Source organism: Escherichia sp. TC-EC600-tetX4, assembly GCF_019356055.1.
In the GTDB taxonomy this organism is placed as follows: domain Bacteria; phylum Pseudomonadota; class Gammaproteobacteria; order Enterobacterales; family Enterobacteriaceae.
Window position 1 is genome coordinate 1,771,584 of sequence record NZ_CP079924.1, and the last position, 26,988, is coordinate 1,798,571.

The window sequence follows — 26,988 nt, forward strand, 5'->3', positions numbered from 1 at the left end:
GATTTTATGTACGATTATATCATTGTTGGTTCTGGTTTGTTTGGTGCCGTTTGTGCGAATGAGTTAAAAAAGCTAAACAAAAAAGTTTTAGTGATTGAGAAAAGAAATCATATCGGTGGAAATGCGTACACAGAGGACTGTGAGGGTATCCAGATTCATAAATATGGTGCACATATTTTTCATACCAATGATAAATATATATGGGATTACGTTAATGATTTAGTAGAATTTAATCGTTTTACTAATTCTCCACTGGCGATTTATAAAGACAAATTATTCAACCTTCCTTTTAATATGAATACTTTCCACCAAATGTGGGGAGTTAAAGATCCTCAAGAAGCTCAAAATATCATTAATGCTCAGAAAAAAAAGTATGGTGACAAGGTACCTGAAAATTTGGAGGAGCAGGCGATTTCATTAGTTGGGGAGGACTTATACCAAGCATTGATAAAGGGTTATACGGAGAAGCAGTGGGGAAGAAGTGCAAAAGAATTGCCTGCATTTATTATTAAGCGAATCCCAGTGAGATTTACGTTTGATAACAATTATTTTTCCGATCGCTATCAAGGTATTCCGGTGGGAGGCTACACTAAGCTTATTGAAAAAATGCTTGAAGGTGTGGACGTAAAATTAGGCATTGATTTTTTGAAAGACAAAGATTCTCTAGCGAGTAAAGCCCATAGAATCATCTACACTGGACCCATTGATCAGTACTTCGACTATAGGTTTGGAGCGTTAGAATATCGCTCTTTAAAATTTGAGACGGAACGCCATGAATTTCCAAACTTCCAAGGGAATGCAGTAATAAATTTCACTGATGCTAATGTACCATATACCAGAATAATTGAGCATAAACATTTTGACTATGTTGAGACAAAGCATACGGTTGTTACAAAAGAATATCCATTAGAGTGGAAAGTTGGCGACGAACCCTACTATCCAGTTAATGATAATAAAAACATGGAGCTTTTTAAGAAATATAGAGAGTTAGCTAGCAGAGAAGACAAGGTTATATTTGGCGGGCGTTTGGCCGAGTATAAATATTATGATATGCATCAAGTGATATCTGCCGCTCTTTATCAAGTGAAAAATATAATGAGTACGGATTAATGATCTATCTTGTAATTAGTGTCTTTCTCATTACAGCATTTATCTGTTTATATCTTAAGAAGGATATATTTTATCCAGCCGTATGCGTTAATATCATCTTCGCACTGGTCTTATTGGGATATGAAATAACGTCAGATATATATGCTTTTCAGTTAAATGACGCTACGTTGATTTTTCTACTTTGCAATGTTTTGACATTTACCCTGTCATGTTTATTGACGGAAAGTGTATTAGATCTAAATATCAGAAAAGTCAATAATGCTATTTATAGCATACCATCGAAGAAAGTGCATAATGTAGGCTTGTTAGTTATTTCTTTTTCGATGATATATATATGCATGAGGTTAAGTAACTACCAGTTCGGGACTAGCTTACTTAGCTATATGAATTTGATAAGAGATGCTGATGTTGAAGACACATCAAGAAATTTCTCAGCATACATGCAGCCAATCATTCTAACTACTTTTGCTTTATTTATTTGGTCTAAAAAATTTACTAATACAAAGGTAAGTAAAACATTTACTTTACTTGTTTTTATTGTATTCATCTTTGCAATTATACTGAATACTGGTAAGCAAATTGTCTTTATGGTTATCATCTCTTATGCATTCATCGTAGGTGTTAATAGAGTAAAACATTATGTTTATCTTATTACAGCTGTAGGTGTTCTATTCTCCTTGTATATGCTCTTTTTACGTGGACTGCCTGGGGGGATGGCATATTATCTATCCATGTATTTGGTCAGCCCTATAATCGCGTTTCAGGAGTTTTATTTTCAGCAAGTATCTAACTCTGCCAGTTCTCATGTCTTTTGGTTTTTTGAAAGGCTGATGGGGCTATTAACAGGTGGAGTCTCTATGTCGTTGCATAAAGAATTTGTGTGGGTGGGTTTGCCAACAAATGTTTATACTGCTTTTTCGGATTATGTTTATATTTCCGCGGAGCTAAGCTATTTGATGATGGTTATTCATGGCTGTATTTCAGGTGTTTTATGGAGATTGTCTCGAAATTACATATCTGTGAAAATATTTTATTCATATTTTATTTATACCTTTTCTTTCATTTTTTATCATGAAAGCTTCATGACTAATATTAGCAGTTGGATACAAATAACTCTTTGTATCATAGTATTCTCTCAATTTCTTAAGGCCCAGAAAATAAAGTGAAAATGTATTTTTTGAATGATTTAAATTTCTCTAGACGCGATGCTGGATTTAAAGCAAGAAAAGATGCACTGGACATTGCTTCAGATTATGAAAACATTTCTGTTGTTAACATTCCTCTATGGGGTGGAGTAGTCCAGAGAATTATTAGTTCTGTTAAGCTTAGTACATTTCTCTGCGGTCTTGAAAATAAAGATGTTTTAATTTTCAATTTCCCGATGGCCAAACCATTTTGGCATATATTGTCATTCTTTCACCGCCTTCTAAAATTTAGAATAGTACCTCTGATTCATGATATTGATGAATTAAGAGGAGGAGGGGGTAGTGATTCTGTGCGGCTTGCTACCTGTGATATGGTCATAAGTCACAATCCACAAATGACAAAGTACCTTAGTAAATATATGTCTCAGGATAAAATCAAAGACATAAAAATATTTGATTACCTCGTCTCATCTGATGTGGAGCATCGAGATGTTACGGATAAGCAACGAGGGGTCATATATGCTGGCAACCTTTCTAGGCATAAATGTTCTTTCATATATACTGAAGGATGCGATTTTACTCTCTTTGGTGTCAACTATGAAAATAAAGATAATCCTAAATATCTTGGAAGTTTTGATGCTCAATCTCCGGAAAAGATTAACCTCCCAGGCATGCAATTTGGACTCATTTGGGATGGAGATTCTGTCGAAACCTGTAGTGGTGCCTTTGGCGACTATTTAAAGTTTAATAACCCTCATAAGACATCTCTTTATCTTTCAATGGAACTTCCAGTATTTATATGGGATAAAGCCGCCCTTGCGGATTTCATTGTAGATAATAGAATAGGATATGCAGTGGGATCAATCAAAGAAATGCAAGAGATTGTTGACTCCATGACAATAGAAACTTATAAGCAAATTAGTGAGAATACAAAAATTATTTCTCAGAAAATTCGAACAGGAAGTTACTTCAGGGATGTTCTTGAAGAGGTGATCGATGATCTTAAAACTCGCTAAACGATATGGTCTCTGTGGTTTTATTCGGCTTGTTAGAGATGTCTTATTGACTCGTGTATTTTACCGGAACTGTAGAATTATTCGATTTCCCTGCTATATTCGCAATGATGGTAGCATTAATTTTGGTGAAAATTTCACAAGTGGAGTCGGTCTCAGGCTGGATGCATTTGGACGTGGCGTGATTTTTTTTTCCGATAATGTGCAAGTTAACGACTATGTTCATATCGCCTCAATTGAGAGCGTTACGATAGGTCGGGATACGCTTATTGCAAGTAAAGTATTTATTACCGATCATAATCACGGTTCCTTTAAGCACTCTGATCCAATGAGTTCGCCAAATATACCTCCAGACATGCGCACGTTGGAATCTTCAGCTGTTGTAATTGGCCAGAGGGTTTGGTTGGGTGAGAATGTGACGGTTTTGCCTGGAACAATTATTGGTAATGGAGTCGTAGTCGGCGCCAATTCTGTTGTTAGAGGTTCTATTCCCGAAAATACTGTCATTGCGGGAGTACCAGCAAAAATCATAAAGAAATACAATCATGAGACCAAATTATGGGAAAAAGCATAGTCGTTGTTTCTGCGGTCAATTTTACCACTGGCGGTCCATTTACCATTTTGAAAAAATTTTTGGCAGCAACTAATAATAAAGAAAATGTCAGTTTTATCGCATTAGTCCATTCTGCTAAAGAGTTAAAAGAAAGTTATCCATGGGTTAAATTCATTGAGTTTCCTGAGGTTAAAGGGTCGTGGCTAAAACGTTTGCACTTTGAATATGTAGTTTGTAAAAAACTTTCAAAAGAGCTGAATGCTACGCATTGGATTTGTCTGCATGATATTACGGCCAATGTCGTCACTAAAAAAAGATATGTGTATTGTCATAACCCTGCACCTTTTTATAAAGGAATTTTATTCCGTGAAATTCTTATGGAGCCTAGCTTTTTCTTATTTAAAATGCTATACGGGCTGATATATAAAATAAACATTAAAAAAAATACTGCAGTGTTTGTTCAACAATTCTGGATGAAAGAAAAATTTATCAAGAAATATTCTATAAATAACATCATTGTCAGTCGGCCAGAAATTAAATTATCTGATAAAAGCCAACTTACTGATGATGATTCTCAATTTAAGAATAACCCTTCTGAGTTGACAATATTTTACCCTGCTGTTCCACGAGTATTTAAAAATTACGAGCTTATTATTAGTGCAGCAAGGAAATTGAAAGAACAATCCAATATTAAATTTCTGCTTACTATCAGTGGTACAGAAAATGCGTATGCAAAATATATTATCAGTCTTGCAGAAGGACTGGATAATGTTCATTTCCTCGGGTACTTGGATAAAGAAAAAATCGATCATTGTTATAATATTTCAGATATAGTTTGTTTTCCCTCTAGGTTAGAAACATGGGGATTGCCGTTGTCTGAAGCTAAAGAGCGAGGTAAGTGGGTATTAGCATCAGATTTCCCATTTACTAGAGAAACTCTTGGTAGTTATGAAAAGAAAGCTTTTTTTGATTCTAATAACGATGACATGTTAGTTAAACTTATTATTGACTTCAAAAAAGGTAACCTCAAAAAAGATATCTCTGATGCAAATTTCATTTATCGTAATGAAAATGTATTAGTTGGGTTTGATGAACTAGTTAATTTTATTACTGAAGAACATTGAAATGGTATATATAATAATCGTTTCCCACGGACATGAAGACTACATCAAAAAATTACTCGAAAATCTTAATGCTGACGATGAGCACTACAAGATTATCGTACGCGACAACAAAGACTCTCTATTATTGAAACAAATATGCCAGCATTATGCAGGCCTGGACTATATTAGTGGAGGTGTATACGGCTTTGGTCATAATAATAATATTGCGGTGGCGTATGTAAAGGAAAAATATAGACCCGCAGATGATGATTACATTTTGTTTTTGAATCCCGATATCATCATGAAGCATGATGATTTGCTGACATATATTAAATATGTCGAAAGTAAGCGTTATGCTTTTAGTACATTATGCCTGTTCCGAGATGAAGCGAAATCTTTACATGATTATTCCGTAAGAAAATTTCCTGTGCTTTCTGATTTTATTGTGTCATTTATGTTAGGGATTAAGGAAGGTGCGAACAAGTCCCTGATATGAGATCATGTTTGTCATCTGGAGCCATAGAACAGGGTTCATCATGAGTCATCAACTTACCTTCGCCGACAGTGAATTCAGCAGTAAGCGCCGTCAGACCAGAAAAGAGATTTTCTTGTCCCGCATGGAGCAGATTCTGCCATGGCAAAACATGGTGGAAGTCATCGAGCCGTTTTACCCCAAGGCTGGTAATGGCCGGCGACCTTATCCGCTGGAAACCATGCTACGCATTCACTGCATGCAGCATTGGTACAACCTGAGCGATGGCGCGATGGAAGATGCTCTGTACGAAATCGCCTCCATGCGTCTGTTTGCCCGGTTATCCCTGGATAGCGCCTTGCCGGACCGCACCACCATCATGAATTTCCGCCACCTGCTGGAGCAGCATCAACTGGCCCGCCAATTGTTCAAGACCATCAATCGCTGGCTGGCCGAAGCAGGCGTCATGATGACTCAAGGCACCTTGGTCGATGCCACCATCATTGAGGCACCCAGCTCGACCAAGAACAAAGAGCAGCAACGCGATCCGGAGATGCATCAGACCAAGAAAGGCAATCAGTGGCACTTTGGCATGAAGGCCCACATTGGTGTCGATGCCAAGAGTGGCCTGACCCACAGCCTGGTCACCACCGCGGCCAACGAGCATGACCTCAATCAGCTGGGTAATCTGCTGCATGGAGAGGAGCAATTTGTCTCAGCCGATGCCGGCTACCAAGGGGCGCCACAGCGCGAGGAGCTGGCCGAGGTGGATGTGGACTGGCTGATCGCCGAGCGCCCCGGCAAGGTAAGAACCTTGAAACAGCATCCACGCAAGAACAAAACGGCCATCAACATCGAATACATGAAAGCCAGCATCCGGGCCAGGGTGGAGCACCCATTTCGCATCATCAAGCGACAGTTCGGCTTCGTGAAAGCCAGATACAAGGGGTTGCTGAAAAACGATAACCAACTGGCGATGTTATTCACGCTGGCCAACCTGTTTCGGGCGGACCAAATGATACGTCAGTGGGAGAGATCTCACTAAAAACTGGGGATAACGCCTTAAATGGCGAAGAAACGGTCTAAATAGGCTGATTCAAGGCATTTACGGGAGAAAAAATCGGCTCAAACATGAAGAAATGAAATGACTGAGTCAGCCGAGAAGAATTTCCCCGCTTATTCGCACCTTCCTTAATAAAACAAAAATTCCTAAAGAAAGTATCTATTCTGATACGGTTGTTGATTGGTGCGCAGGATCATTTATGCTGGTACGTTTTTCAGATTTTGTGCGTGTAAATGGCTTCGATCAAGGTTACTTTATGTACTGTGAAGATATTGACCTGTGCTTGAGGCTTAGCCTGGCTGGTGTCAGACTTCATTATGTTCCCGCTTTTCATGCGATACATTATGCTCATCATGACAATCGAAGTTTTTTTTCAAAAGCCTTCAGATGGCACTTAAAAAGTACTTTTAGATATTTAGCCAGAAAACGTATTTTATCAAATCGCAACTTTGATCGAATTTCATCAGTTTTTCACCCGTAATATAAAGCCGTAAGCATATAAGCATGGATAAGCTATTTATACTTTAATAAGTACTTTGTATACTTATTTGCGAACATTCCAGGCCGCGAGCATTCAGCGCGGTGATCACACCTGACAGGAGTATGTAATGTCCAAGCAACAGATCGGCGTAGTCGGTATGGCAGTGATGGGACGCAACCTTGCGCTCAACATCGAAAGCCGTGGTTATACCGTCTCTATTTTCAACCGTTCCCGTGAGAAGACGGAAGAAGTGATTGCCGAAAATCCAGGCAAGAAACTGGTTCCTTACTATACGGTGAAAGAGTTTGTCGAATCTCTGGAAACGCCTCGTCGCATCCTGTTAATGGTGAAAGCAGGTGCAGGCACGGATGCTGCTATTGATTCCCTCAAACCATATCTCGATAAAGGAGACATCATCATTGATGGTGGTAACACCTTCTTCCAGGACACTATTCGTCGTAATCGTGAGCTTTCAGCAGAGGGCTTTAACTTCATCGGTACCGGTGTTTCTGGCGGTGAAGAGGGGGCGCTGAAAGGTCCTTCTATTATGCCTGGTGGCCAGAAAGAAGCCTATGAATTGGTAGCACCGATCCTGACCAAAATCGCCGCCGTAGCTGAAGACGGTGAACCATGCGTTACCTATATTGGTGCCGATGGCGCAGGTCACTATGTGAAGATGGTTCACAACGGTATTGAATACGGCGATATGCAGCTGATTGCTGAAGCCTATTCTCTGCTTAAAGGTGGCCTGAACCTCACCAACGAAGAACTGGCGCAGACCTTTACCGAGTGGAATAACGGTGAACTGAGCAGTTACCTGATCGACATCACCAAAGATATCTTCACCAAAAAAGATGAAGACGGTAACTACCTGGTTGATGTGATCCTGGATGAAGCGGCTAACAAAGGTACCGGTAAATGGACCAGCCAGAGCGCGCTGGATCTCGGCGAACCGCTGTCGCTGATTACCGAGTCTGTGTTTGCACGTTATATCTCTTCTCTGAAAGATCAGCGTGTTGCCGCATCTAAAGTTCTCTCTGGTCCGCAAGCACAGCCAGCAGGCGACAAGGCTGAGTTCATCGAAAAAGTTCGTCGTGCGCTGTATCTGGGCAAAATCGTTTCTTACGCCCAGGGCTTCTCTCAGCTGCGTGCTGCGTCTGAAGAGTACAACTGGGATCTGAACTACGGCGAAATCGCGAAGATTTTCCGTGCTGGCTGCATCATCCGTGCGCAGTTCCTGCAGAAAATCACCGATGCTTATGCCGAAAATCCACAGATCGCTAACCTGTTGCTGGCTCCGTACTTCAAGCAAATTGCCGATGACTACCAGCAGGCGCTGCGTGATGTCGTTGCTTATGCAGTACAGAACGGTATTCCGGTTCCGACCTTCTCCGCAGCGGTTGCCTATTACGACAGCTACCGTGCTGCTGTTCTGCCTGCGAACCTGATCCAGGCACAGCGTGACTATTTTGGTGCGCATACTTATAAGCGTATTGATAAAGAAGGTGTGTTCCATACCGAATGGCTGGATTAATCTGATTTAACCAACAATAAAATTGAGGCCCGGCGTATATTGCACCGGGCTTTTTTTTGCCAAATATCTTATAGACTAAATTTCACTGCTTAATATTAACTTAATAAATATCAGCTATTCTTATAAAGAAAATCTGAATTGTTTTTCGTTGCGTTGACCATCGAACAACGTAGCGTTAAAACTTTTAGCTCTTATCAGGATGCTAAAAACATCATGATTCACAGTTAAGTTAATTCTGAGAGCATGAAATGAAAATCACCATTTCCGGTACTGGCTATGTAGGCTTGTCAAACGGGCTTCTAATCGCACAAAATCATGAGGTTGTGGCATTAGATATTTTACCGTCACGCGTTGCTATGCTGAATGATCGGATATCTCCTATTGTTGATAAGGAAATTCAGCAGTTTTTGCAATCAGATAAAATACACTTTAATGCCACATTAGATAAAAATGAAGCCTACCGGGATGCTGATTATGTCATCATCGCCACTCCAACCGACTATGATCCTAAAACTAATTATTTCAATACATCCAGTGTAGAATCAGTAATTAAAGACGTAGTTGAGATAAATCCTTATGCGGTTATGGTCATCAAATCAACGGTTCCCGTTGGTTTTACCGCAGCGATGCATAAGAAATATCGCACTGAAAATATTATATTCTCCCCGGAATTTCTCCGTGAGGGTAAAGCCCTTTACGATAATCTCCATCCTTCACGTATTGTCATCGGTGAGCGTTCAGAACGCGCAGAACGTTTCGCTGCTCTGTTACAGGAAGGCGCGATTAAGCAAAATATCCCGATGCTGTTTACCGACTCCACTGAAGCAGAAGCGATTAAACTTTTTGCAAACACCTACCTGGCGATGCGCGTGGCGTACTTTAACGAACTGGATAGCTATGCAGAAAGTTTAGGTCTGAATTCCCGTCAAATAATCGAAGGCGTTTGTCTCGACCCACGTATTGGCAACCATTACAACAATCCGTCGTTTGGTTATGGTGGTTATTGTCTGCCGAAAGATACCAAGCAGTTACTGGCGAACTACCAGTCTGTGCCGAATAACCTGATCTCGGCAATTGTCGATGCTAACCGCACGCGTAAAGATTTTATTGCCGATGCCATTTTGTCACGCAAGCCGCAAGTGGTGGGTATTTATCGTCTGATTATGAAGAGCGGTTCAGATAACTTCCGTGCGTCTTCTATTCAGGGGATTATGAAACGTATCAAGGCGAAAGGTGTTGAAGTGATCATCTACGAGCCAGTGATGAAAGAAGACTCATTCTTCAACTCTCGCCTGGAACGTGATCTCGCCACCTTCAAACAACAAGCCGACGTCATTATCTCTAACCGAATGGCAGAAGAGCTTAAGGATGTGGCAGATAAGGTATACACCCGCGATCTCTTTGGCAGCGACTAACATCTTGTTATCAGGGCTATTTACGCCCTGATTGTCTTTTGTTACTTACACAACAATTCATTATTTTTATCACTTATCCTATAGCATTCACGAGGATTATCGCTAAACTATGCGGACTTGGAAATTTCCGTCAGTTAGGGTAATGATGAGAGTAGAAAATAATAATGTTTCTGGGCAAAACCATGACCCGGAACAGATTGATTTGATTGATTTACTAGTGCAGTTGTGGCGTGGCAAGATGACAATCATCATTTCCGTCATTGTGGCTATTGCCCTGGCTATTGGATATTTGGCAGTAGCGAAGGAGAAATGGACGTCAACAGCAATTATCACTCAGCCCGACGTGGGGCAAATTGCTGGCTATAACAATGCCATGAATGTTATCTATGGTCAGGCTGCACCGAAAGTATCGGATTTGCAGGAGACGTTAATTGGTCGCTTCAGTTCTGCCTTCTCTGCATTAGCAGAAACGCTGGATAATCAGGAAGAACGAGAAAAACTTACCATCGAACCTTCTGTTAAGAACCAGCAATTACCATTGACTGTTTCTTATGTTGGGCAAACTGCAGAGGGCGCACAAATGAAGTTGGCCCAATACATTCAGCAAGTTGACGATAAAGTGAATCAAGAGCTAGAAAAGGATCTCAAAGACAACATTGCTCTGGGACGGAAAAACTTGCAGGACTCTTTAAGAACGCAGGAAGTAGTCGCGCAGGAGCAGAAAGATCTGCGTATCCGTCAGATTCAGGAAGCGTTGCAGTATGCGAATCAGGCGCAGGTGACAAAACCGCAGATTCAACAGACTGGCGAAGATATCACACAAGATACGTTGTTCCTTTTGGGGAGCGAAGCGCTGGAGTCGATGATTAAGCATGAGGCGACCCGTCCGTTGGTGTTCTCGCCAAACTACTATCAGACTCGTCAAAACCTGCTGGATATCGAAAGCTTAAAAGTTGATGATCTTGATATTCATGCTTACCGTTATGTGATGAAACCGATGTTACCTATTCGTCGTGATAGCCCGAAAAAGGCAATTACCTTGATTCTGGCGGTGCTGCTGGGTGGCATGGTTGGCGCGGGGATTGTGCTGGGGCGTAATGCTCTACGCAATTACAACGCGAAGTAATCTTTTCGGTTTTAAAGAAAAAGGGCAGGGTGGTGACACCTTGCCCGTTTTTTTGCCGGATGCGGCAACAATATCGCATCCGCTTACCCCGCAACTCACTGATGCCGTTTACGCAGGTTCTCAATTACCGTCGTTAAATCCAGCCCCTGATCCTGCAACAACACCAGCAGGTGATACATCAAATCAGACGCCTCGTTGGTCAGCTCAAAGCGGTCATGTACCGTTGCTGCCAGCGCGGTTTCCACGCCTTCTTCACCCACTTTCTGCGCAATGCGTTTGGTGCCGCTGGCATACAGTTTGGCGGTGTAGGAGGTTTCCGGATCGGCAGATTTGCGCTCGGCGAGCAGTTGTTCCAGTTGATACAGGAACAGCCACTGGTGAGCGGTGTCGCCGAAGCAACTGCTGGTGCCTTTGTGGCAGGTCGGGCCGATGGGATTCGCCAGCACCAGTAACGTGTCGTTGTCGCAGTCCGGGGCAATACTCACTACGTTGAGGAAATTGCCCGACGTTTCGCCTTTGGTCCACAGTCGCTGTTTAGTGCGCGAGAAGAAGGTGACTTTGCCGCTTTCGAGGGTTTTGTCTAAGGCTTCCGGGTTCATATAGCCCAGCATTAGCACTTCGCCGGATACCGCGTGTTGCACAATCACCGGCATAAGTCCGTCGGTTTTTTCCCAGTCCAGTTCGCGACGTTGTTGTTCTGTTAACATATCCTGATCTCCACGCCCTGTGTTGCCAGGTACGCTTTTAATTCACCAATATTGATTATTTGTTTGTGGAATACGGAAGCTGCCAGCGCGCCGTCAACGTCGGCATCGCGGAAGGCTTCGAGGAAGTGTTCCATGGTGCCCGCGCCACCGGAGGCAATCAGCGGGACGTGGCAAACTTCACGCACTTTTTTCAGTTGTTCGAGGTCGTAACCGTTACGCACGCCGTCCTGATTCATCATATTGAGGACGATTTCTCCGGCACCGCGTTTTTGCACTTCCTGTACCCAGTCGAGCGTTTCCCATTGAGTGACGCGGGTGCGGCTTTCATCGCCGGTATATTGATTCACATGATATTTACCGGTTTCGGCGTCGTACCAGGTATCAATACCGACCACAATACACTGCACGCCAAAGCGATCGGCCAGGCGAGTAATTAATGTTGGGTCTGCCAGCGCAGGAGAGTTGATGGAAATTTTATCCGCGCCAAAGGAAAGAATTTTCGCGGCATCTTCCAGAGACTTAATCCCACCCGCCACACAAAACGGAATGTCGATCACTTCCGCCACGCGAGATACCCAGCTTTTATCTACCACACGGCCATCGCTGGAAGCGGTGATATCGTAGAACACCAGTTCGTCAGCGCCTTCTTCAGCGTAGCGTTTTGCCAGCGGCACGATATCGCCAATGATTTCATGGTTGCGAAACTGTACGCCTTTCACCACCTGACCATCACGAACGTCGAGACATGGGATTATGCGTTTTGCCAGCATGCGATGGCCTCCTTCACGGTGAATTTACCTTCCAGTAATGCCCGACCAACTATTACGCCGCGCACACCAGTGCCACGCAGGGCCGCCACATCATCAATGTCGCCAATACCGCCGGAGGACTGAAATGCCACCTGCGGATATCTGGCGCACACTTCTTCATATAAAGAGACGTTAGAGCCTGCCAGCGTGCCGTCGCGCGAGATATCGGTACACAGCACATGTTTCAGGCCGACGGGCAGATAGGTTTCCACCAGTTGTTCCAGTGAAACGCCCGAGTTCTCTTGCCAGCCGCTGACTGCCACCTGCTTGTTGCCTTGCTCGTCAATACGGACATCCAGCGCCAGCACTAAGGCATCGGCACCGAAGCGTTCAAACCAGCCTTTCACCATATCTTGTGATTTCACCGCGGTGGAGCCGACCACTACGCGCGCAACGCCCGCTTCCAGTAACGCCGCCACATCTTCTTCGCTACGCACGCCGCCGCCAACCTGCACCGGAACGTTAACGCCCGCGACCAGGGTTTTAATCAGCGGGATTTGACGTTTAGCCGGATCTTTTGCCCCGGTCAGATCCACCAGGTGCAGCACTTCGGCACCCTGCGCGGCGTAATCCTGCAATCGCGGCAGCGGGTCGTTACCGTAATCGCGCTGTTTGCCGTAATCGCCCTGATGGAGACGCACCACAGTGCCGTCGATTAAATCTAATGCCGGAATAATCATCACATCTCCAGGAAGTTTTTCAGCAACTTAGCACCAGCGGCACCAGAACGCTCCGGGTGGAACTGCACGCCGTAGAAGTTATCTTTTTGTACCGCCGCGGTGAACGGTTCGCCGTAATTACACTGGGCGATGGTCCACGGATTGACCGGCATTGCGTAGCTGTGAACAAAGTAAAAGTACGCGCCGTCTTCAATCCCCTGAAACAGGCGGTTGCCTGCCTGCGGGTAAACGCGGTTCCAGCCCATATGTGGCAGTGGCAGACCAAAGTCGGTCATTTTCGGCACGTCTTCGTCGATGATGCCCAGCAAGTCGACGCCGTTGCTCTCTTCGCTGCGCCGCCCCAGCAGTTGCATCCCTAAGCAGATGCCCAGCACCGGTTGGGTACAGGCTTTGATGAGATCAAACAGCTCGCGCTCACGTACCTGATCCATCGCCGCTTGCGCAGTGCCAACGCCGGGTAAAAACAGTTTATCGGCCAGCAACACGACGTCCGGGTCACGGCTGACTTTGGGTTCATAACCGTGACGCGCAATGGCAGACTTCACCGAGTTCAGGTTGGCGCAGCCGGTATCAAGGATCACCACGTTCATTACAGCACTCCTTTCGACGAGGGCAGGGTATCGCCTTCCACGCGGATGGCCTGGCGCAGGGTGCGACCAAAGGCTTTGAACAGACTCTCTACACGGTGATGATCGTTTTTACCTTTGGTTTTCAGGTGTAGCGTCACGCCCATGGTGTATGAGAGCGAACGGAAGAAGTGCTCGATCATTTCGGTGCTGAGATCGCCCACGCGCTGGTAGGTAAACTCGGCTTTATATTCCAGGTGCGGGCGACCAGAGATATCCAGCGCGCAGCGGGCAAGGCATTCGTCCATCGGTAGCACAAAACCAAAGCGGCAAATACCGCGTTTGTCTCCGAGGGCGATTTTTAGCGCTTCGCCCAGCGCCAGGCCGGTATCTTCGACGGTGTGGTGATCGTCGATATAGAGGTCGCCTTTGACGTTGATTTCCATGCGGAAACCGCCGTGGGTAGCGATCTGATCCAGCATATGATCAAAGAAGCCAACGCCGGTGTTAATCTTGCTGCCACCTTCACGATCCAGCCACACCTGAACGTCAATCTGCGTCTCTTTGGTATTACGCACTACGTGAGCGTAACGGTCACGTCTGGTGAGTTGCTCGCCAATCATTGGCCAGTTCAGGGTTTCGCGGTCGTAGCGTAAACCAGTAATGCCCATGTTTTCCGCCAGTTGAATGTCGGTCGCGCGATCGCCAATCACATAACTGTTAGCGCGATCCATCGCTTGCTCAGCCAGATAACGTTCCACCAGTTTTACTTTCGGCTTACGGCAGTCGCACTCATCGGCGGGCAGGTGCGGACAAATCAGCACTTCATCAAACTGTACGCCTTGCGAGGTGAAGATCTGCATCATCAGGTTGTGCGGGCCATCGAAATCCGCCTGTGGGAAACTTTGTGTTCCAAGACCATCCTGATTAGTGATCATCACCAGCTTGTAGCCCGCTTTTTGCAGCTTCAGCAGTTCCGGGATCACGCCCGGTTCAAAGGCGAGTTTATCAAAACGGTCCACCTGAAAATCACTCGGCGGTTCGCTAATCAGGGTTCCATCGCGATCGATAAAAAGATACTTCTGACTCATCAAACTTGCTCCGCACGTAAGGCGTCAATGACGCGCTGGCTTTCTTCACGGGTTCCGACGGTAATTCGCAGGCAGCCGCTTAAAGAGGGTTGTTTATTCTGATCACGTAAGATAATGCCCTGATCCCACAAAGATTTAAACACCGCACTGGAGGCTTTAAAGCGCGCCAGAATGTAGTTGGTTTCAGAGTCGAAAACCTGCTCTACGCAGGGGATCTCTTTCAGTGCGGCAATCAGGTATTCGCGTTCTGCAATAATTTGCGCTACCCGTTCGCGCATGGCGACGATTCCCTGTGGGCTTAACGCCTGGGCCGCAATGTCGGCAACCGGCGTCGAGAGCGGGTAGGGGGCGATCACTTTCATCAGCAGGTTGATGACTTCTTCGTTTGCCAGCGTAAATCCGCAACGAAGCCCCGCCAGAGCAAAAGCTTTCGACAGTGTGCGTAAAATAGCCAGGTGCGGATATTCCGCCAGCCAGCCAGCCAGCGATGCCTGCGGGCAAAACTCGATATAGGCTTCATCGGCAACCACAATCGCCTTACCGCGGGTTAACTCCAGCAGGGTGCGAAAATCCTGCGGATTGATCAGTTGCCCGGTCGGGTTATTGGGGCTGCAAACATAAACCACTTTTACGCCGTCCAGCTTGTCGGAAATGCCCTGTAAGTCCAGTTGCCAGTTGTCCAGCGTCGGCACTGTGCGGCACTCGACGCCAATCGTTTCGGCGCTGACGCTGTACATGCCGTACGTTGGCGGGCAGTAGAGGATGGCGTCTTTACCCGGTTCGCAAAAAGCGCGAATCAGCAGTTCAATACCTTCGTCCGCGCCACGGCTGACCAGCACCTGCTCCGGTTTTACGCCTGCATATTGCGCGTAATTTTCAATCACCGCTTTCGGCTGGCATTCCGGGTAGCGGTTGAGCGTTTGCTGAGTAAGCTGAAACTCCACGGCAGTGGGGTATTCGTTGGCGTTCAGCCAGACATCGCCGTTACCGCCCAGACGACGCGCCGACTGATACGGCGTCAGGTTGCGGACGTTTTCACGCGCTAAATCGGTAATAGTCACGGTGCTCATGCTTGCTCCTTAAGGGCGTTAACACGCAAAGTAACGGCATTTTTGTGGGCGGTCAGGCGCTCGGCGGCGGCCAGTGTTTCTATGGTTGAAGCCAGCGCGGAGAACCCCTCTTTCGACAGTTCCTGTACGGTCATGCGCTTCTGGAAATCTGCCAGCCCGAGGCTGGAACAGGTGGCGGTGTAACCGTAAGTCGGTAGAACGTGGTTGGTGCCGGAGGCGTAATCACCTGCCGATTCCGGTGACCAGTCACCAAGAAATACCGAACCGGCGCTGGTGATGCTATCGACCAGTTCACGGGCGTTGCGGGTCTGAATGATCAGGTGCTCCGGGCCGTACTGGTTGGAGATCTCCACGCACTGCGCTAAATCTTTAGTCACGATCAGGCGGCTGGCGTTCAGTGCCTGGCGGGCGGTTTCGGCACGCGGCAGTTCTGCCAGTTGGCGTTCGACGGCCTCGGCAACGCGACGCGCCATATCAGCAGCGGGCGTCAGTAAAATCACCTGTGAGTCCGGGCCGTGTTCAGCCTGAGAGAGCAAATCAGAAGCCACGAAATCCGGCGTAGCGCCGCTGTCAGCAATCACCAGCACTTCCGACGGGCCTGCGGGCATATCGATCGCCGCACCGTCCAGACGCTGGCTCACCTGACGTTTCGCTTCGGTGACAAAGGCGTTACCCGGCCCGAAGATTTTGTCCACTTTTGGCACAGATTCCGTACCAAACGCCAGTGCGGCAATGGCCTGTGCGCCGCCGACGTTAAACACGTCCTGCACACCGCACAGCTGCGCCGCATAAAGGATCTCATCGGCAATCGGCGGCGGTGAGCACAGCACCACTTTTTTACAGCCCGCAATACTCGCCGGAGTCGCCAGCATTAATACCGTTGAGAAGAGCGGGGCGGAGCCGCCAGGAATATACAACCCAACTGAAGCTACCGGACGCGTGACCTGCTGGCAACGCACGCCTGGCTGCGTTTCTACATCTACCGGCGGCAGTTTTTGCGCAGTGTGGAAGGTTTCAATATTCTTTACTGCCACCGCCATCGCCTGTTTTAGCTCGTCGCTCAGGCGTTCGCTGGCGGCGGCGATCTCCTCTGCAGACACCTTCAGCGCGGTAACCGTGGTTTTATCAAACTTCGCGCTGTATTCCCGCAGGGCCTCATCGCCGCGTGCTTTCACGTTATCGAGAATATCGTTAACAGTGCGGGTAATGCTTTCAGAGGCGGAAATCGCCGGGCGCATTAACAGCTGGCGTTGTTGCTCCGCAGTACAGCTATTCCAGTCAATGATTGTGTTAAAGCTCATGGCGATCACTCCATCATCTTCTCAATCGGCAGGACCAGAATTGAACTGGCACCCAGCGCTTTCAGTTTTTCCATGGTTTCCCAGAACAGGGTTTCGCTGCTGACCATGTGCATCGCTACGCGCTGTTGGTCACCCGCCAGCGGCAGAATAGTTGGGCGTTCGGCACCTGGCAGCAGGGCGATGACTTCATCCAGACGTTCGGTCGGTGCGTGCATCATGATGTATTTTGATTCGCGCGCCTGGATCACACCCTGAATACGGGTCAGCAGTTTGTCGATCAGTTGCTGTTTGGATTCTTCCATTTCGCCATCGCGTTGAATCAGGCAGGCTTTCGAGCGATAGATAACTTCGACTTCGCGCAGGCCGTTAGCTTCCAGCGTGGCACCGGTGGAAACCAGATCGCAAATCGCATCCGCCAGTCCGGCACGCGGGGCGACTTCAACAGAACCGTTCAGTAAGCAGGATTTAAAAGAGATGCCTTTCTGGTCGAGATAACGCTTGAGCAGGTGAGGATAAGAGGTGGCGATACGTTTACCGTTTAAGGAGAGCGGACCGTCCCAGGCTTCATCAACCGGCGTTGCCAGCGAAAGACGACAGCCGCCGAAATCCAGACGACGCAGGGTAAAGTAGCGTGGATCTTCACCCTGGGCGCGGCGGTTAAGCAGCTCTTCTTCCAGCACGTTTTCGCCGATAATCCCAAGGTCTACCACGCCATCCATTACCAGACCGGGAATGTCGTCGTCACGCACGCGCAGAATATCAATCGGCATGTTTTCTGCCATCGCGATCAGGCGCTGGGTGTGAAGATTAATTTTAATGCCACAGCGCGCCAGCAATTCGCGTGAGTCATCACTTAAACGGCCGGATTTCTGCATAGCTATGCGTAAACGAGTGTTGTCTGTCATTTTGTTATTCCTCTTTAAACCTGTCTGAACCGTTATCAACCGCGCAATAAAAAAGCCCCCGGAAGGTGATCTTCCGGGGGCTTTCTCATGCGTTCATGCACCACTGGAAGATCTGAATGTCTTCCAGCACACATCGCCTGAAAGACTAGTCAGGATGATGGTGATGATGGTGGTGTTTAAATTGAACGCGTGTCATAAAAGTCTCTGTGAATGTTTATTCAACTGATGTCTTTTAACCTAAACCACTTTCACGTTAGAAAGCAAGGGCTTTTTTATATATTTTATGGCAATGGATTTGTTTAATGAATGAGCGGGGAAAGGAGGGGGCTAAGAGGACTGTCCTCTTAGCTGATGGCACCAAAAATAGCGAAGCCTGGATTTTCGTCTCACTGACAATACCTTGATCTACAAACTAATTAATAAATAGTTAATTAACGCTCATCATTGTACAATGAACTGTACAAAAGAGGAGATTGACATGCGTACAATTAGCTACAGCGAAGCGCGTCAGAATTTGTCGGCAACAATGATGAAAGCCGTTGAAGATCATGCCCCGATCCTTATTACTCGTCAGAATGGAGAGGCTTGTGTTCTGATGTCACTCGAAGAATACAACTCGCTGGAAGAGACGGCTTATCTACTGCGCTCCCCCGCTAACGCCCGGAGATTGATGGACTCAATCGATAGCCTGAAATCAGGCAAAGGAACGGAAAAGGACATCATTGAGTGAAACTAATCTGGTCTGAGGAATCATGGGACGATTATCTGTACTGGCAGGAAACAGATAAGCGAATTGTTAAAAAGATCAATGAACTTATCAAAGATACCCGCAGAACGCCATTTGAAGGTAAGGGGAAGCCAGAACCCCTGAAACATAATTTGTCAGGTTTCTGGTCCCGACGCATTACAGAGGAGCACCGTCTGGTATACGCGGTTACCGACGATTCACTGCTCATTGCAGCATGTCGTTATCATTATTGAACAGATTCATTCATAGAATGAATTGTCAGTTTTGATACGCTAGCGTAGCCTTATAGATCTAAGGTGTATCAGGAGATAACGGATGAAAAAGGTCGCAATTGTCGGGTTAGGGTGGTTAGGCATGCCGCTGGCGATGTCACTTTCAGCGCGAGGCTGGCAAGTCACCGGGAGTAAAACCACACAAGATGGTGTCGAAGCGGCCCGAATGAGTGGCATTGATAGCTATCTGCTTCGCATGGAGCCTGAGCTAGTTTGCGATTCTGACGATCTGGATGCCCTGATGGATGCCGATGCGCTGGTCATTACGCTTCCGGCACGTCGTAGCGGCCCCGGCGATGAGTTCTATTTACAAGCGGTACAAGAGTTAGTGGATAGCGCGCTGGCCCATCGTATTCCCCGCATTATTTTTACCAGCTCAACATCTGTCTATGGCGACGCGCAAGGCACGGTGAAAGAAACCACCCCGCGTAATCCAGTAACCAACAGTGGACGAGTATTAGAAGAACTCGAAGACTGGCTGCACAATTTACCCGGTACTTCGGTCGATATTCTGCGTCTTGCGGGCCTGGTCGGACCGGGACGTCATCCCGGACGCTTCTTTGCCGGAAAAACCGCGCCTGATGGTGAACATGGTGTTAATTTAGTCCATTTAGAAGATGTTATTGGCGCTATCACTCTGTTGTTACAGGCACCTAAAGGCGGACACATCTATAATATATGTGCGCCAGCTCACCCTGCGCGTAATGTTTTCTATCCGCAGATGGCCCGTTTACTGGGGCTGGAACCTCCGCAGTTCAGAAATAGTCTGGACAGCGGCAAAGGTAAGATTATTGATGGCAGTCGGATTTGTAATGAACTGGGATTTGAATACCAGTATCCCGATCCGCTGGTAATGCCGCTGGAGTAAACGATCACGCCAGCAGGACGCCGCATGCACTGCAAGGGGGCGTGTATGAAACCACTGCTGGATGTGTTGATGATCCTCGATGCCTTAGAAAAAGAAGGCAGTTTTGCGGCGGCGTCGGCCAAACTCTACAAGACGCCGTCCGCTCTGAGTTACACCGTTCACAAGCTGGAAAGCGACCTTAATATTCAATTGCTTGATCGTAGCGGACACCGCGCTAAATTCACCCGCACCGGAAAAATGTTATTAGAGAAAGGGCGGGAAGTTCTGCATACCGTGCGGGAACTGGAAAAGCAGGCGATCAAACTGCATGAAGGCTGGGAAAACGAGCTGGTGATTGGCGTGGACGACACGTTTCCTTTTTCTCTGCTTGCGCCACTCATTGAAGCTTTTTATCAACATCATAGCGTGACGCGCCTGAAGTTTATCAATGGCGTACTCGGTGGTTCATGGGATGCCCTGACTCAGGGGCGAGCGGATATTATTGTTGGCGCGATGCATGAGCCACCATCTTCCAGTGAGTTTGGTTTTTCACGGTTGGGCGATCTGGAACAAGTCTTTGCGGTCGCGCCTCATCATCCGTTAGCCCTGGAAGAAGAGCCGTTAAATCGTCGTATTATTAAGCGATATCGGGCGATTGTGGTGGGGGATACTGCGCAGGCAGGCGCTTCTACGGCATCACAACTTCTCGACGAACAAGAAGCCATTACCGTTTTCGATTTTAAAACCAAACTGGAGCTGCAAATTAGCGGCCTCGGCTGCGGCTATTTACCCCGTTATCTGGCGCAACGTTTTCTCGATAGTGGCGCGTTAATCGAGAAGAAAGTGGTCGCCCAAACTCTCTTTGAACCCGTCTGGATTGGCTGGAACGAACAGACCGCAGGACTTGCCAGTGGCTGGTGGCGGGATGAAATTTTAGCAAATAGTGCGATCGCCGGTGTTTATGCAAAATCTGATGACGGAAAATCAGCCATTTAAAGAAAAATTATTCTGACAAGCCTCTCATTCTCTTGTCATTTCCCCCCCATTTAGGCACAATGCGCCGCTGTCAAAAAATGACTAAAAACCGACGTTTCATCAGCGTCGGTTATTTTTTGCTTCAAACCAATCATTCATACCAAGAGGCCGGGCTTCGTACCGGATAGATATTTACTAAAAATCGACAGTTGTTGTCGCTGAGGAATCCAAAAAAATGGGGCAATTTTTTGCTTACGCGACGGTTATCACCGTAAAGGAGAATGACCATGTCGCATAACGTTACTCCAAACACCTCTCGCGTGGAATTGCGTAAAACGCTTACGTTAGTTCCGGTTGTAATGATGGGTCTTGCCTATATGCAGCCGATGACGCTGTTTGATACTTTTGGTATCGTTTCAGGCCTCACGGATGGTCATGTGCCGACAGCCTATGCGTTCGCATTGATTGCGATCCTGTTTACGGCTCTGAGCTACGGGAAGCTGGTTCGCCGCTATCCTTCTGCTGGCTCTGCATACACTTACGCCCAGAAATCCATTAGCCCGACTGTCGGCTTTATGGTGGGTTGGTCTTCTCTGCTCGACTATCTGTTCGCGCCGATGATCAACATTCTACTGGCGAAAATCTATTTTGAAGCTCTGGTGCCTTCCATCCCATCGTGGATGTTTGTGGTGGCGCTGGTGGCCTTTATGACCGCCTTTAACCTGCGTAGTCTGAAATCCGTAGCGAACTTCAACACTGTAATCGTCGTGTTGCAGGTAGTGCTGATCGCGGTGATTCTGGGCATGGTTGTTTATGGCGTATTTGAAGGTGAAGGCGCTGGTACGCTGGCGAGCACTCGTCCATTCTGGTCTGGCGATGCGCATGTTATCCCGATGATTACCGGGGCGACAATCCTGTGCTTCTCCTTTACCGGCTTTGACGGCATCAGCAACCTGTCGGAAGAAACCAAAGATGCAGAGCGCGTGATCCCGCGTGCGATTTTCCTGACCGCGCTGATCGGCGGCATGATCTTCATCTTTGCAACTTACTTCCTGCAGCTGTACTTCCCGGATATCTCTCGCTTTAAAGATCCGGATGCGTCACAGCCTGAAATCATGCTGTACGTTGCGGGTAAAGCGTTCCAGGTTGGCGCGCTGATCTTCTCCACCATTACCGTACTGGCGTCCGGTATGGCGGCGCATGCAGGCGTAGCGCGTCTGATGTACGTAATGGGTCGTGACGGCGTATTCCCGAAAAGCTTCTTCGGTTATGTACACCCGAAATGGCGTACTCCGGCGATGAACATCATCCTGGTTGGCGCGATTGCCCTGCTGGCAATCAACTTCGACCTGGTAATGGCAACGGCGCTGATTAACTTTGGTGCGCTGGTGGCGTTCACTTTCGTTAACCTGTCGGTCATCTCGCAGTTCTGGATCCGTGAGAAGCGTAACAAGACGCTGAAAGATCACTTCCAGTATCTGTTCCTGCCGATGTGTGGTGCGCTGACCGTTGGTGCGCTGTGGGTTAACCTGGAAGAAAGCTCAATGGTTCTGGGTCTGATCTGGGCTGCTATCGGTCTGATTTACCTGGCTTGCGTCACCAAGAGCTTCCGTAATCCGGTTCCGCAGTACGAAGACGTAGCATAATCATCTTTTCTAATAATAAACCGGAGTCGAATGAACATTTGGCTCCGGTTTTTTTATTCTTTTGTATCGAACTCCTCATTAATAACCATTTGTTCTAATTTAGAGAATTTGGTTATTGGTCTGCATTCCACCAGTCATGAATAATTTCCTCATTAACATTCATCTGGTTAATTAATTTATGTTTTCAATGATATTAAGCGGGCTAATTTGTGGTGCTCTGCTGGGATTTGTCATGCAGCGTGGGCGTTTTTGCCTGACAGGTGGTTTTCGCGATATGTATATCGTGAAAAATAATCGCATGTTTTACGCCTTGCTGATTGCAATTTCGGTACAAAGCGTGGGGGTTTTTGCGTTAATTCAGGCGGGCCTACTGACTTACGAAGCCGGGGCGTTCCCGTGGCTTGGTACTGTTATAGGTGGGTATATCTTCGGGCTGGGAATTGTTCTGGCGGGTGGATGTGCCACCGGGACCTGGTATCGCGCGGGTGAGGGATTGATCGGCAGTTGGATCGCGCTTTTCACTTATATGGTGATGAGTGCGGTGATGCGTTCTCCACATGCCAGTGGTTTAAATCAAACCTTGCAGCACTACAGTACTGAACATAACTCTATTGCTGAGACTTTTAATTTGTCTGTGTGGCCGTTGGTTGCCGTTTTGCTGGTGATAACGCTCTGGGTGGTGATGAAAGAGTTGAAGAAGCCAAAACTCAAAGTCGCGACCTTACCGCCGCGCCGAACCGGGATCGCTCATATTCTGTTTGAAAAACGCTGGCATCCCTTTGTCACAGCTGTACTCATCGGTTTGATTGCGCTTTTAGCCTGGCCCCTGAGTGAAGCAACCGGACGCATGTTTGGGTTAGGAATCACTTCCCCAACGGCCAATATTCTGCAATTTCTGGTCGCGGGTGACATGAAATACATTAACTGGGGCGTTTTCCTGGTGTTAGGGATCTTCGTGGGGTCATTTATTGCAGCCAAAGCGAGCCGTGAGTTCCGCGTTCGCGCAGCTGATGCACAAACAACATTACGTAGCGGGTTAGGTGGTGTACTGATGGGCTTCGGTGCCAGTATTGCAGGTGGTTGCTCTATCGGTAATGGACTGGTTATGACTGCAATGATGACCTGGCAGGGCTGGATTGGCCTTGTATTTATGATTCTCGGAGTCTGGACTGCGTCCTGGCTTGTGTATGTTCGACCGCAGCGTAAGGCGCGACTGGCAACTGCTGCGGCAAATTAAGTAAGGTGTAAAGATGGTGATTAAAAAGCTGGATGTGGTGACGCAGGTCTGTCCGTTTCCACTCATAGAAGCAAAAGCAGCTCTGGCAGAAATGGTCAGCGGCGATGAGTTAGTGATTGAGTTTGATTGCACCCAGGCAACTGAAGCAATCCCACAGTGGGCGGCAGAAGAAGGACATGCCATCACCGATTATCAGCAGATTGGCGATGCAGCGTGGAGCATCACCGTTCAAAAAGCCTGACTCAACATTGTCCTCCGCCGTACCAGCGGCGGAGGCTTCAAATTAGACAATCTCTTCCGCGTACTGCCAAAGTGCTTTTAACAGCGCCACTTTCTCTTTGTCATCGGCATATTGTTGTACCAGCATCTGCAATTCATCAGCATAACCCTGCAAAAACTCTGGCGTGAAGACCTGGCGACGGTGCTCCAGCCAGCGTTGCTGCTCGGCATAATCCAGCGTCCCCGGGAAGTTGCGTGCCCGATAATTGAACAACAGCTTTTCAATCCGTTTATCAACAAAAGTGATATCCAGTGCCGGTAAATTACGCGGCTCGGTTTCCAGCACAATTTTCATTGCTGCACGATCTGCGTCACTGAAAAAGCCGTTATAAAGCTGTGCATCCACGTTATCTGAAGGCGTAAACGGTTCGGCTTCCGCGAATATCGCCACCACTTTTTCGCGCACTTGCGGATTTTCACGCAGAATTTTCAGGTTATCGAGGCAATGCTGACGATTAATTCCCAGTCGGTCGGCATCTTCCGGGCGTAGCGTATTCGCCTGGGCCAGCACCGGACATTTATTGATATGCACCAGCTTAACCGGAACGGCGGCGTTATCGCCAAGATCGGTTTTTGCGGTATATAAACGCTCGCGCAATGTGTCGCTATCCAGTTCCAGTAATGGCGAAATGTCTCCTGCCAAATCCACCATAATTACGGCATTGCGATTTTCAGGATGCCACGCCAGCGGTGCCACCCAGCTGGTATTGCCGCGCCATGCTCCAAACATTCCGGAAACGTGCACCAGGGGTTTCATCTGCGGAACATCAATCAACGCCATCAGTTTGTGTTTATTACGATGGGTAAAGAGATAATCAAACAGGCGTGGCTGACGCGTTTTTACCAGCTTTGCCATCGCAATAGTGGCGTACACATCAGCCATCGCATCGTGGGCGTTGCTATGTTCAATACCATTCGCTTTGGTTAAATGCTCAAGGCGAAAGCTCGGTAGACCGTCATCATTTTCAGGCCAGTTTATTCCTTCCGGGCGCAGGGCATAACAGGCACGCATAACATCCAGTAAATCCCAGCGCGAGTTATCATGCTGCCAGCTCCAGGCGTAAGGATCGTAGAAATTACGATAAAAAATGTTGCGTGTGACTTCGTCGTCGAAACGCACATTGTTGTAGCCCAGAATACAGGTCTTCGGTACGGTAAAAAGCGAGTGAATACGGGCGGCAAACGCGGCTTCGTTTTCTCCTTTCGCCCGTGCTTCCTGCGGGGTAATACCGGTAATTAATACGGCTCCTGGCTGGGGTAAATAGTCATCAGCGGGCTTGCAGTAAAAGACTTCGGGTTCGCCGATGACATTGAATTCGCTATCGGTGCGAATGGCTGCGAACTGTGCAGGGCGATCTAACGCGGGGTGCGTGCCAAAGGTTTCGTAATCGTGAAACAAAAAGGTAGATTGTTGCTTACCGTCATTCATCATTAGGTTAAATCCGTTATTTCTGCTGTCTGCCAGAGTATCAAATATCACCGTGCTAATCAGCTTTAGCGCCACAATTTGGCAGCGAGTGGCAACAGATCATGTCAGATAAAAATGAGAGGGTAGTCACATTTTCTTGCACTTTATTCCAGCCAGTTCATAAGTATTTCCGTAAAAAGAACAGCTATTTGAAACTCCTGAGGGTTTGCTGTTGAAACGCCGTCTTATTATTGCTGCTTCTTTGTTCGTTTTTAACTTATCGTCTGGTTTTGCGGCGGAAAACATTCCTTTTTCACCTCAGCCTCCAGAGATTCATGCCGGGTCCTGGGTATTGATGGATTACACCACCGGTCAGATCCTCACCGCGGGTAATGAGCATCAACAGCGCAATCCCGCCAGCCTGACAAAGCTGATGACGGGTTATGTCGTGGATCGCGCTATCGATAGTCATCGCATTACGCCAGACGATATTGTCACCGTGGGGCGCGATGCGTGGGCGAAAGATAATCCGGTGTTTGTCGGTTCTTCACTGATGTTTTTGAAAGAGGGCGATCGCGTATCGGTACGTGATTTAAGCCGTGGTTTAATTGTGGATTCCGGAAATGACGCTTGTGTTGCTCTGGCTGACTATATTGCCGGTGGGCAACGGCAGTTTGTTGAAATGATGAACAACTATGCCGAGAAGCTGCATCTCAAGGATACGCATTTTGAAACAGTGCATGGTCTGGATGCACCTGGCCAGCATAGCTCGGCTTATGATTTAGCTGTGCTTTCTCGTGCTATCATCCACGGCGAGCCCGAGTTTTATCATATGTACAGTGAGAAAAGTCTCACCTGGAACGGTATCACCCAGCAAAACCGTAACGGGTTGTTGTGGGATAAAACCATGAATGTTGACGGCCTGAAAACGGGTCATACTTCTGGTGCCGGGTTTAATCTCATTGCTTCGGCTGTAGATGGGCAGCGTCGTCTCATTGCAGTGGTAATGGGGGCTGACAGTGCAAAAGGTCGTGAGGAAGAGGCAAGAAAATTACTGCGTTGGGGGCAACAAAACTTTACTACGGTGCAAATTTTGCACCGTGGGAAAAAGGTCGGAACGGAACGCATCTGGTATGGCGATAAAGAAAATATCGACCTGGGAACGGAACAAGAGTTCTGGATGGTGCTACCGAAAGCCGAAATTCCACATATCAAAGCCAAATATACCCTTGATGGTAAAGAACTCACCGCGCCAATTAGCGCCCATCAGCGGGTAGGGGAAATTGAACTTTACGACCGTGATAAACAGGTGGCGCACTGGCCGCTGGTTACTCTGGAATCTGTCGGGGAAGGCAGCATGTTTTCTCGCCTGAGTGATTATTTCCACCATAAGGCCTGACCTTTCTTTTGCAGCAGACTGGCAGGAGTGCGA

Annotated in this window: 28 protein-coding genes, 2 pseudogenes and 1 other annotated feature; of the genes and pseudogenes, 20 read left to right on the forward strand and 10 right to left on the reverse strand. The window is 47.3% G+C overall.

The annotated features are described in order from the left end of the window. Nucleotides 1-6 precede the first annotated feature (6 nt). The 11 genes and pseudogenes from glf to wzzB all read left to right on the forward strand — a co-directional run bounded on the left by glf (nt 7) and on the right by wzzB (nt 11,015). A complete protein-coding gene (gene glf, locus KXD89_RS08380) occupies nt 7-1,110 on the forward strand; it encodes a UDP-galactopyranose mutase (protein ID WP_000272486.1) in 1,104 nt (367 codons plus the stop codon). Further along, nucleotides 1,110-2,276, forward strand: coding sequence for an O16 family O-antigen polymerase (gene wzy, locus KXD89_RS08385; protein WP_000639866.1), 1,167 nt, complete (start codon nt 1,110-1,112; stop codon nt 2,274-2,276). Before glf ends, wzy begins: the two co-directional genes overlap by 1 nt. A 2-nt stretch (nt 2,277-2,278) precedes the next feature. Beyond that, nucleotides 2,279-3,271: a beta-1,6-galactofuranosyltransferase gene (gene wbbI, locus KXD89_RS08390; protein ID WP_001407542.1), complete on the forward strand. Its 993-nt coding sequence runs from the start codon at nt 2,279-2,281 to the stop codon at nt 3,269-3,271. After that, nucleotides 3,252-3,842 (forward strand): DapH/DapD/GlmU-related protein, encoded by a 591-nt coding sequence (locus KXD89_RS08395; protein ID WP_000601187.1) that lies wholly within the window; start codon nt 3,252-3,254, stop codon nt 3,840-3,842. Before wbbI ends, KXD89_RS08395 begins: the two co-directional genes overlap by 20 nt. Then, nucleotides 3,827-4,945, forward strand: a complete 1,119-nt coding sequence (locus tag KXD89_RS08400; RefSeq protein ID WP_000520320.1) for a glycosyltransferase family 1 protein — start codon at nt 3,827-3,829, stop codon at nt 4,943-4,945. The genes KXD89_RS08395 and KXD89_RS08400 overlap by 16 nt, the downstream gene beginning before the upstream one ends. Nucleotide 4,946: 1 nt before the next feature. Further along, a pseudogene (wbbL, locus tag KXD89_RS08405) lies at nt 4,947-5,396 on the forward strand (N-acetylglucosaminyl-diphospho-decaprenol L-rhamnosyltransferase WbbL); the annotation flags it as partial. 64 nt (nt 5,397-5,460) lie between these two features. Next, nucleotides 5,461-6,441 carry an IS5-like element IS5 family transposase gene (locus KXD89_RS08410; protein WP_000019403.1) on the forward strand — a complete coding sequence of 327 codons (981 nt, stop codon included), beginning with the start codon at nt 5,461-5,463 and terminating at the stop codon, nt 6,439-6,441. 145 nt (nt 6,442-6,586) lie between these two features. After that, nucleotides 6,587-6,940: pseudogene (gene wbbL / locus KXD89_RS08415) on the forward strand (N-acetylglucosaminyl-diphospho-decaprenol L-rhamnosyltransferase WbbL); the annotation flags it as partial. A 127-nt stretch (nt 6,941-7,067) separates the two neighbouring features. Then, the gene (gndA, locus tag KXD89_RS08420) at nt 7,068-8,474 is read left to right on the forward strand and encodes an NADP-dependent phosphogluconate dehydrogenase (protein ID WP_000043484.1); all 1,407 of its coding nucleotides are present in this window, start codon (nt 7,068-7,070) and stop codon (nt 8,472-8,474) included. Nucleotides 8,475-8,722: 248 nt separating this feature from the next. Continuing rightward, complete coding sequence (ugd, locus tag KXD89_RS08425; protein ID WP_000704857.1) at nt 8,723-9,889, forward strand: UDP-glucose 6-dehydrogenase; 1,167 nt, start codon at nt 8,723-8,725, stop codon at nt 9,887-9,889. 145 nt (nt 9,890-10,034) lie between these two features. Continuing rightward, the gene (wzzB, locus tag KXD89_RS08430) at nt 10,035-11,015 is read left to right on the forward strand and encodes an LPS O-antigen chain length determinant protein WzzB (RefSeq protein WP_001393575.1); all 981 of its coding nucleotides are present in this window, start codon (nt 10,035-10,037) and stop codon (nt 11,013-11,015) included. A 95-nt stretch (nt 11,016-11,110) separates the two neighbouring features. Here wzzB and hisIE read toward each other — a convergent pair whose 3' ends face one another. From hisIE to hisL, 9 genes are all read right to left on the reverse strand, one after another. Next, nucleotides 11,111-11,722, reverse strand: coding sequence for a bifunctional phosphoribosyl-AMP cyclohydrolase/phosphoribosyl-ATP diphosphatase HisIE (gene hisIE, locus KXD89_RS08435; RefSeq protein ID WP_000954911.1), 612 nt, complete (start codon nt 11,720-11,722; stop codon nt 11,111-11,113). Further along, nucleotides 11,716-12,492, reverse strand: a complete 777-nt coding sequence (gene hisF, locus KXD89_RS08440) for an imidazole glycerol phosphate synthase subunit HisF (protein ID WP_000880182.1) — start codon at nt 12,490-12,492, stop codon at nt 11,716-11,718. The genes hisIE and hisF overlap by 7 nt, the downstream gene beginning before the upstream one ends. Continuing rightward, nucleotides 12,474-13,211, reverse strand: a complete 738-nt coding sequence (gene hisA, locus KXD89_RS08445) for a 1-(5-phosphoribosyl)-5-[(5-phosphoribosylamino)methylideneamino]imidazole-4-carboxamide isomerase (protein ID WP_000586462.1) — start codon at nt 13,209-13,211, stop codon at nt 12,474-12,476. The genes hisF and hisA overlap by 19 nt, the downstream gene beginning before the upstream one ends. Further along, entirely contained in the window at nt 13,211-13,801 is a 591-nt protein-coding gene (gene hisH, locus KXD89_RS08450) for an imidazole glycerol phosphate synthase subunit HisH (RefSeq protein WP_001103560.1), read from the reverse strand. The genes hisA and hisH overlap by 1 nt, the downstream gene beginning before the upstream one ends. Beyond that, nucleotides 13,801-14,868 carry a bifunctional histidinol-phosphatase/imidazoleglycerol-phosphate dehydratase HisB gene (gene hisB, locus KXD89_RS08455; protein WP_000080105.1) on the reverse strand — a complete coding sequence of 356 codons (1,068 nt, stop codon included), beginning with the start codon at nt 14,866-14,868 and terminating at the stop codon, nt 13,801-13,803. Before hisB ends, hisH begins: the two co-directional genes overlap by 1 nt. Next, nucleotides 14,868-15,938 (reverse strand): histidinol-phosphate transaminase, encoded by a 1,071-nt coding sequence (gene hisC, locus KXD89_RS08460; RefSeq protein WP_000108941.1) that lies wholly within the window; start codon nt 15,936-15,938, stop codon nt 14,868-14,870. Before hisC ends, hisB begins: the two co-directional genes overlap by 1 nt. After that, the gene (hisD, locus tag KXD89_RS08465) at nt 15,935-17,239 is read right to left on the reverse strand and encodes a histidinol dehydrogenase (RefSeq protein ID WP_000009594.1); all 1,305 of its coding nucleotides are present in this window, start codon (nt 17,237-17,239) and stop codon (nt 15,935-15,937) included. The genes hisC and hisD overlap by 4 nt, the downstream gene beginning before the upstream one ends. 5 nt (nt 17,240-17,244) lie before the next feature. Beyond that, nucleotides 17,245-18,144 carry an ATP phosphoribosyltransferase gene (gene hisG, locus KXD89_RS08470; protein ID WP_000131782.1) on the reverse strand — a complete coding sequence of 300 codons (900 nt, stop codon included), beginning with the start codon at nt 18,142-18,144 and terminating at the stop codon, nt 17,245-17,247. Nucleotides 18,145-18,190: 46 nt separating this feature from the next. Continuing rightward, nucleotides 18,191-18,314: a sequence feature (His leader region), on the reverse strand. Beyond that, nucleotides 18,290-18,340, reverse strand: coding sequence for a his operon leader peptide (gene hisL, locus KXD89_RS08475; RefSeq protein ID WP_001364200.1), 51 nt, complete (start codon nt 18,338-18,340; stop codon nt 18,290-18,292). It overlaps the preceding feature by 25 nt. A gap of 282 nt (nt 18,341-18,622) precedes the next feature. On the opposite strand from hisL, the gene yefM reads away from it, so the two are divergent. The 8 genes from yefM (at nt 18,623) to tsuB (ending at nt 24,110) form a co-directional block, all read left to right on the forward strand. Continuing rightward, nucleotides 18,623-18,874: a YoeB-YefM toxin-antitoxin system antitoxin YefM gene (yefM, locus tag KXD89_RS08480; protein WP_001259255.1), complete on the forward strand. Its 252-nt coding sequence runs from the start codon at nt 18,623-18,625 to the stop codon at nt 18,872-18,874. Then, entirely contained in the window at nt 18,871-19,125 is a 255-nt protein-coding gene (gene yoeB, locus KXD89_RS08485) for a type II toxin-antitoxin system mRNA interferase toxin YoeB (protein ID WP_000767829.1), read from the forward strand. The genes yefM and yoeB overlap by 4 nt, the downstream gene beginning before the upstream one ends. An 82-nt stretch (nt 19,126-19,207) precedes the next feature. Then, entirely contained in the window at nt 19,208-20,032 is an 825-nt protein-coding gene (locus KXD89_RS08490) for an SDR family oxidoreductase (RefSeq protein ID WP_000754737.1), read from the forward strand. A gap of 45 nt (nt 20,033-20,077) precedes the next feature. Then, nucleotides 20,078-21,007 (forward strand): LysR substrate-binding domain-containing protein, encoded by a 930-nt coding sequence (locus KXD89_RS08495; protein WP_000803351.1) that lies wholly within the window; start codon nt 20,078-20,080, stop codon nt 21,005-21,007. A gap of 214 nt (nt 21,008-21,221) precedes the next feature. Continuing rightward, nucleotides 21,222-21,284, forward strand: coding sequence for a membrane protein YoeI (gene yoeI / locus KXD89_RS08500; RefSeq protein ID WP_010723108.1), 63 nt, complete (start codon nt 21,222-21,224; stop codon nt 21,282-21,284). Beyond that, nucleotides 21,274-22,632, forward strand: a complete 1,359-nt coding sequence (plaP, locus tag KXD89_RS08505; protein WP_000019197.1) for a putrescine/proton symporter PlaP — start codon at nt 21,274-21,276, stop codon at nt 22,630-22,632. Before yoeI ends, plaP begins: the two co-directional genes overlap by 11 nt. 178 nt (nt 22,633-22,810) lie before the next feature. Beyond that, nucleotides 22,811-23,869 carry a thiosulfate utilization transporter TsuA/YeeE gene (gene tsuA / locus KXD89_RS08510; protein WP_000492339.1) on the forward strand — a complete coding sequence of 353 codons (1,059 nt, stop codon included), beginning with the start codon at nt 22,811-22,813 and terminating at the stop codon, nt 23,867-23,869. A 13-nt stretch (nt 23,870-23,882) separates the two neighbouring features. Then, the gene (tsuB, locus tag KXD89_RS08515) at nt 23,883-24,110 is read left to right on the forward strand and encodes a thiosulfate utilization sulfurtransferase TsuB/YeeD (RefSeq protein ID WP_000234896.1); all 228 of its coding nucleotides are present in this window, start codon (nt 23,883-23,885) and stop codon (nt 24,108-24,110) included. Nucleotides 24,111-24,152: 42 nt separating this feature from the next. Here the strand turns inward: tsuB and sbcB are convergent, their stop codons facing one another. After that, entirely contained in the window at nt 24,153-25,580 is a 1,428-nt protein-coding gene (gene sbcB, locus KXD89_RS08520) for an exodeoxyribonuclease I (protein WP_000980589.1), read from the reverse strand. A 208-nt stretch (nt 25,581-25,788) separates the two neighbouring features. Between sbcB and dacD the strand changes: the two genes are divergently transcribed. After that, nucleotides 25,789-26,955 (forward strand): serine-type D-Ala-D-Ala carboxypeptidase DacD, encoded by a 1,167-nt coding sequence (dacD, locus tag KXD89_RS08525; RefSeq protein WP_000830156.1) that lies wholly within the window; start codon nt 25,789-25,791, stop codon nt 26,953-26,955. Nucleotides 26,956-26,988 lie beyond the last annotated feature (33 nt).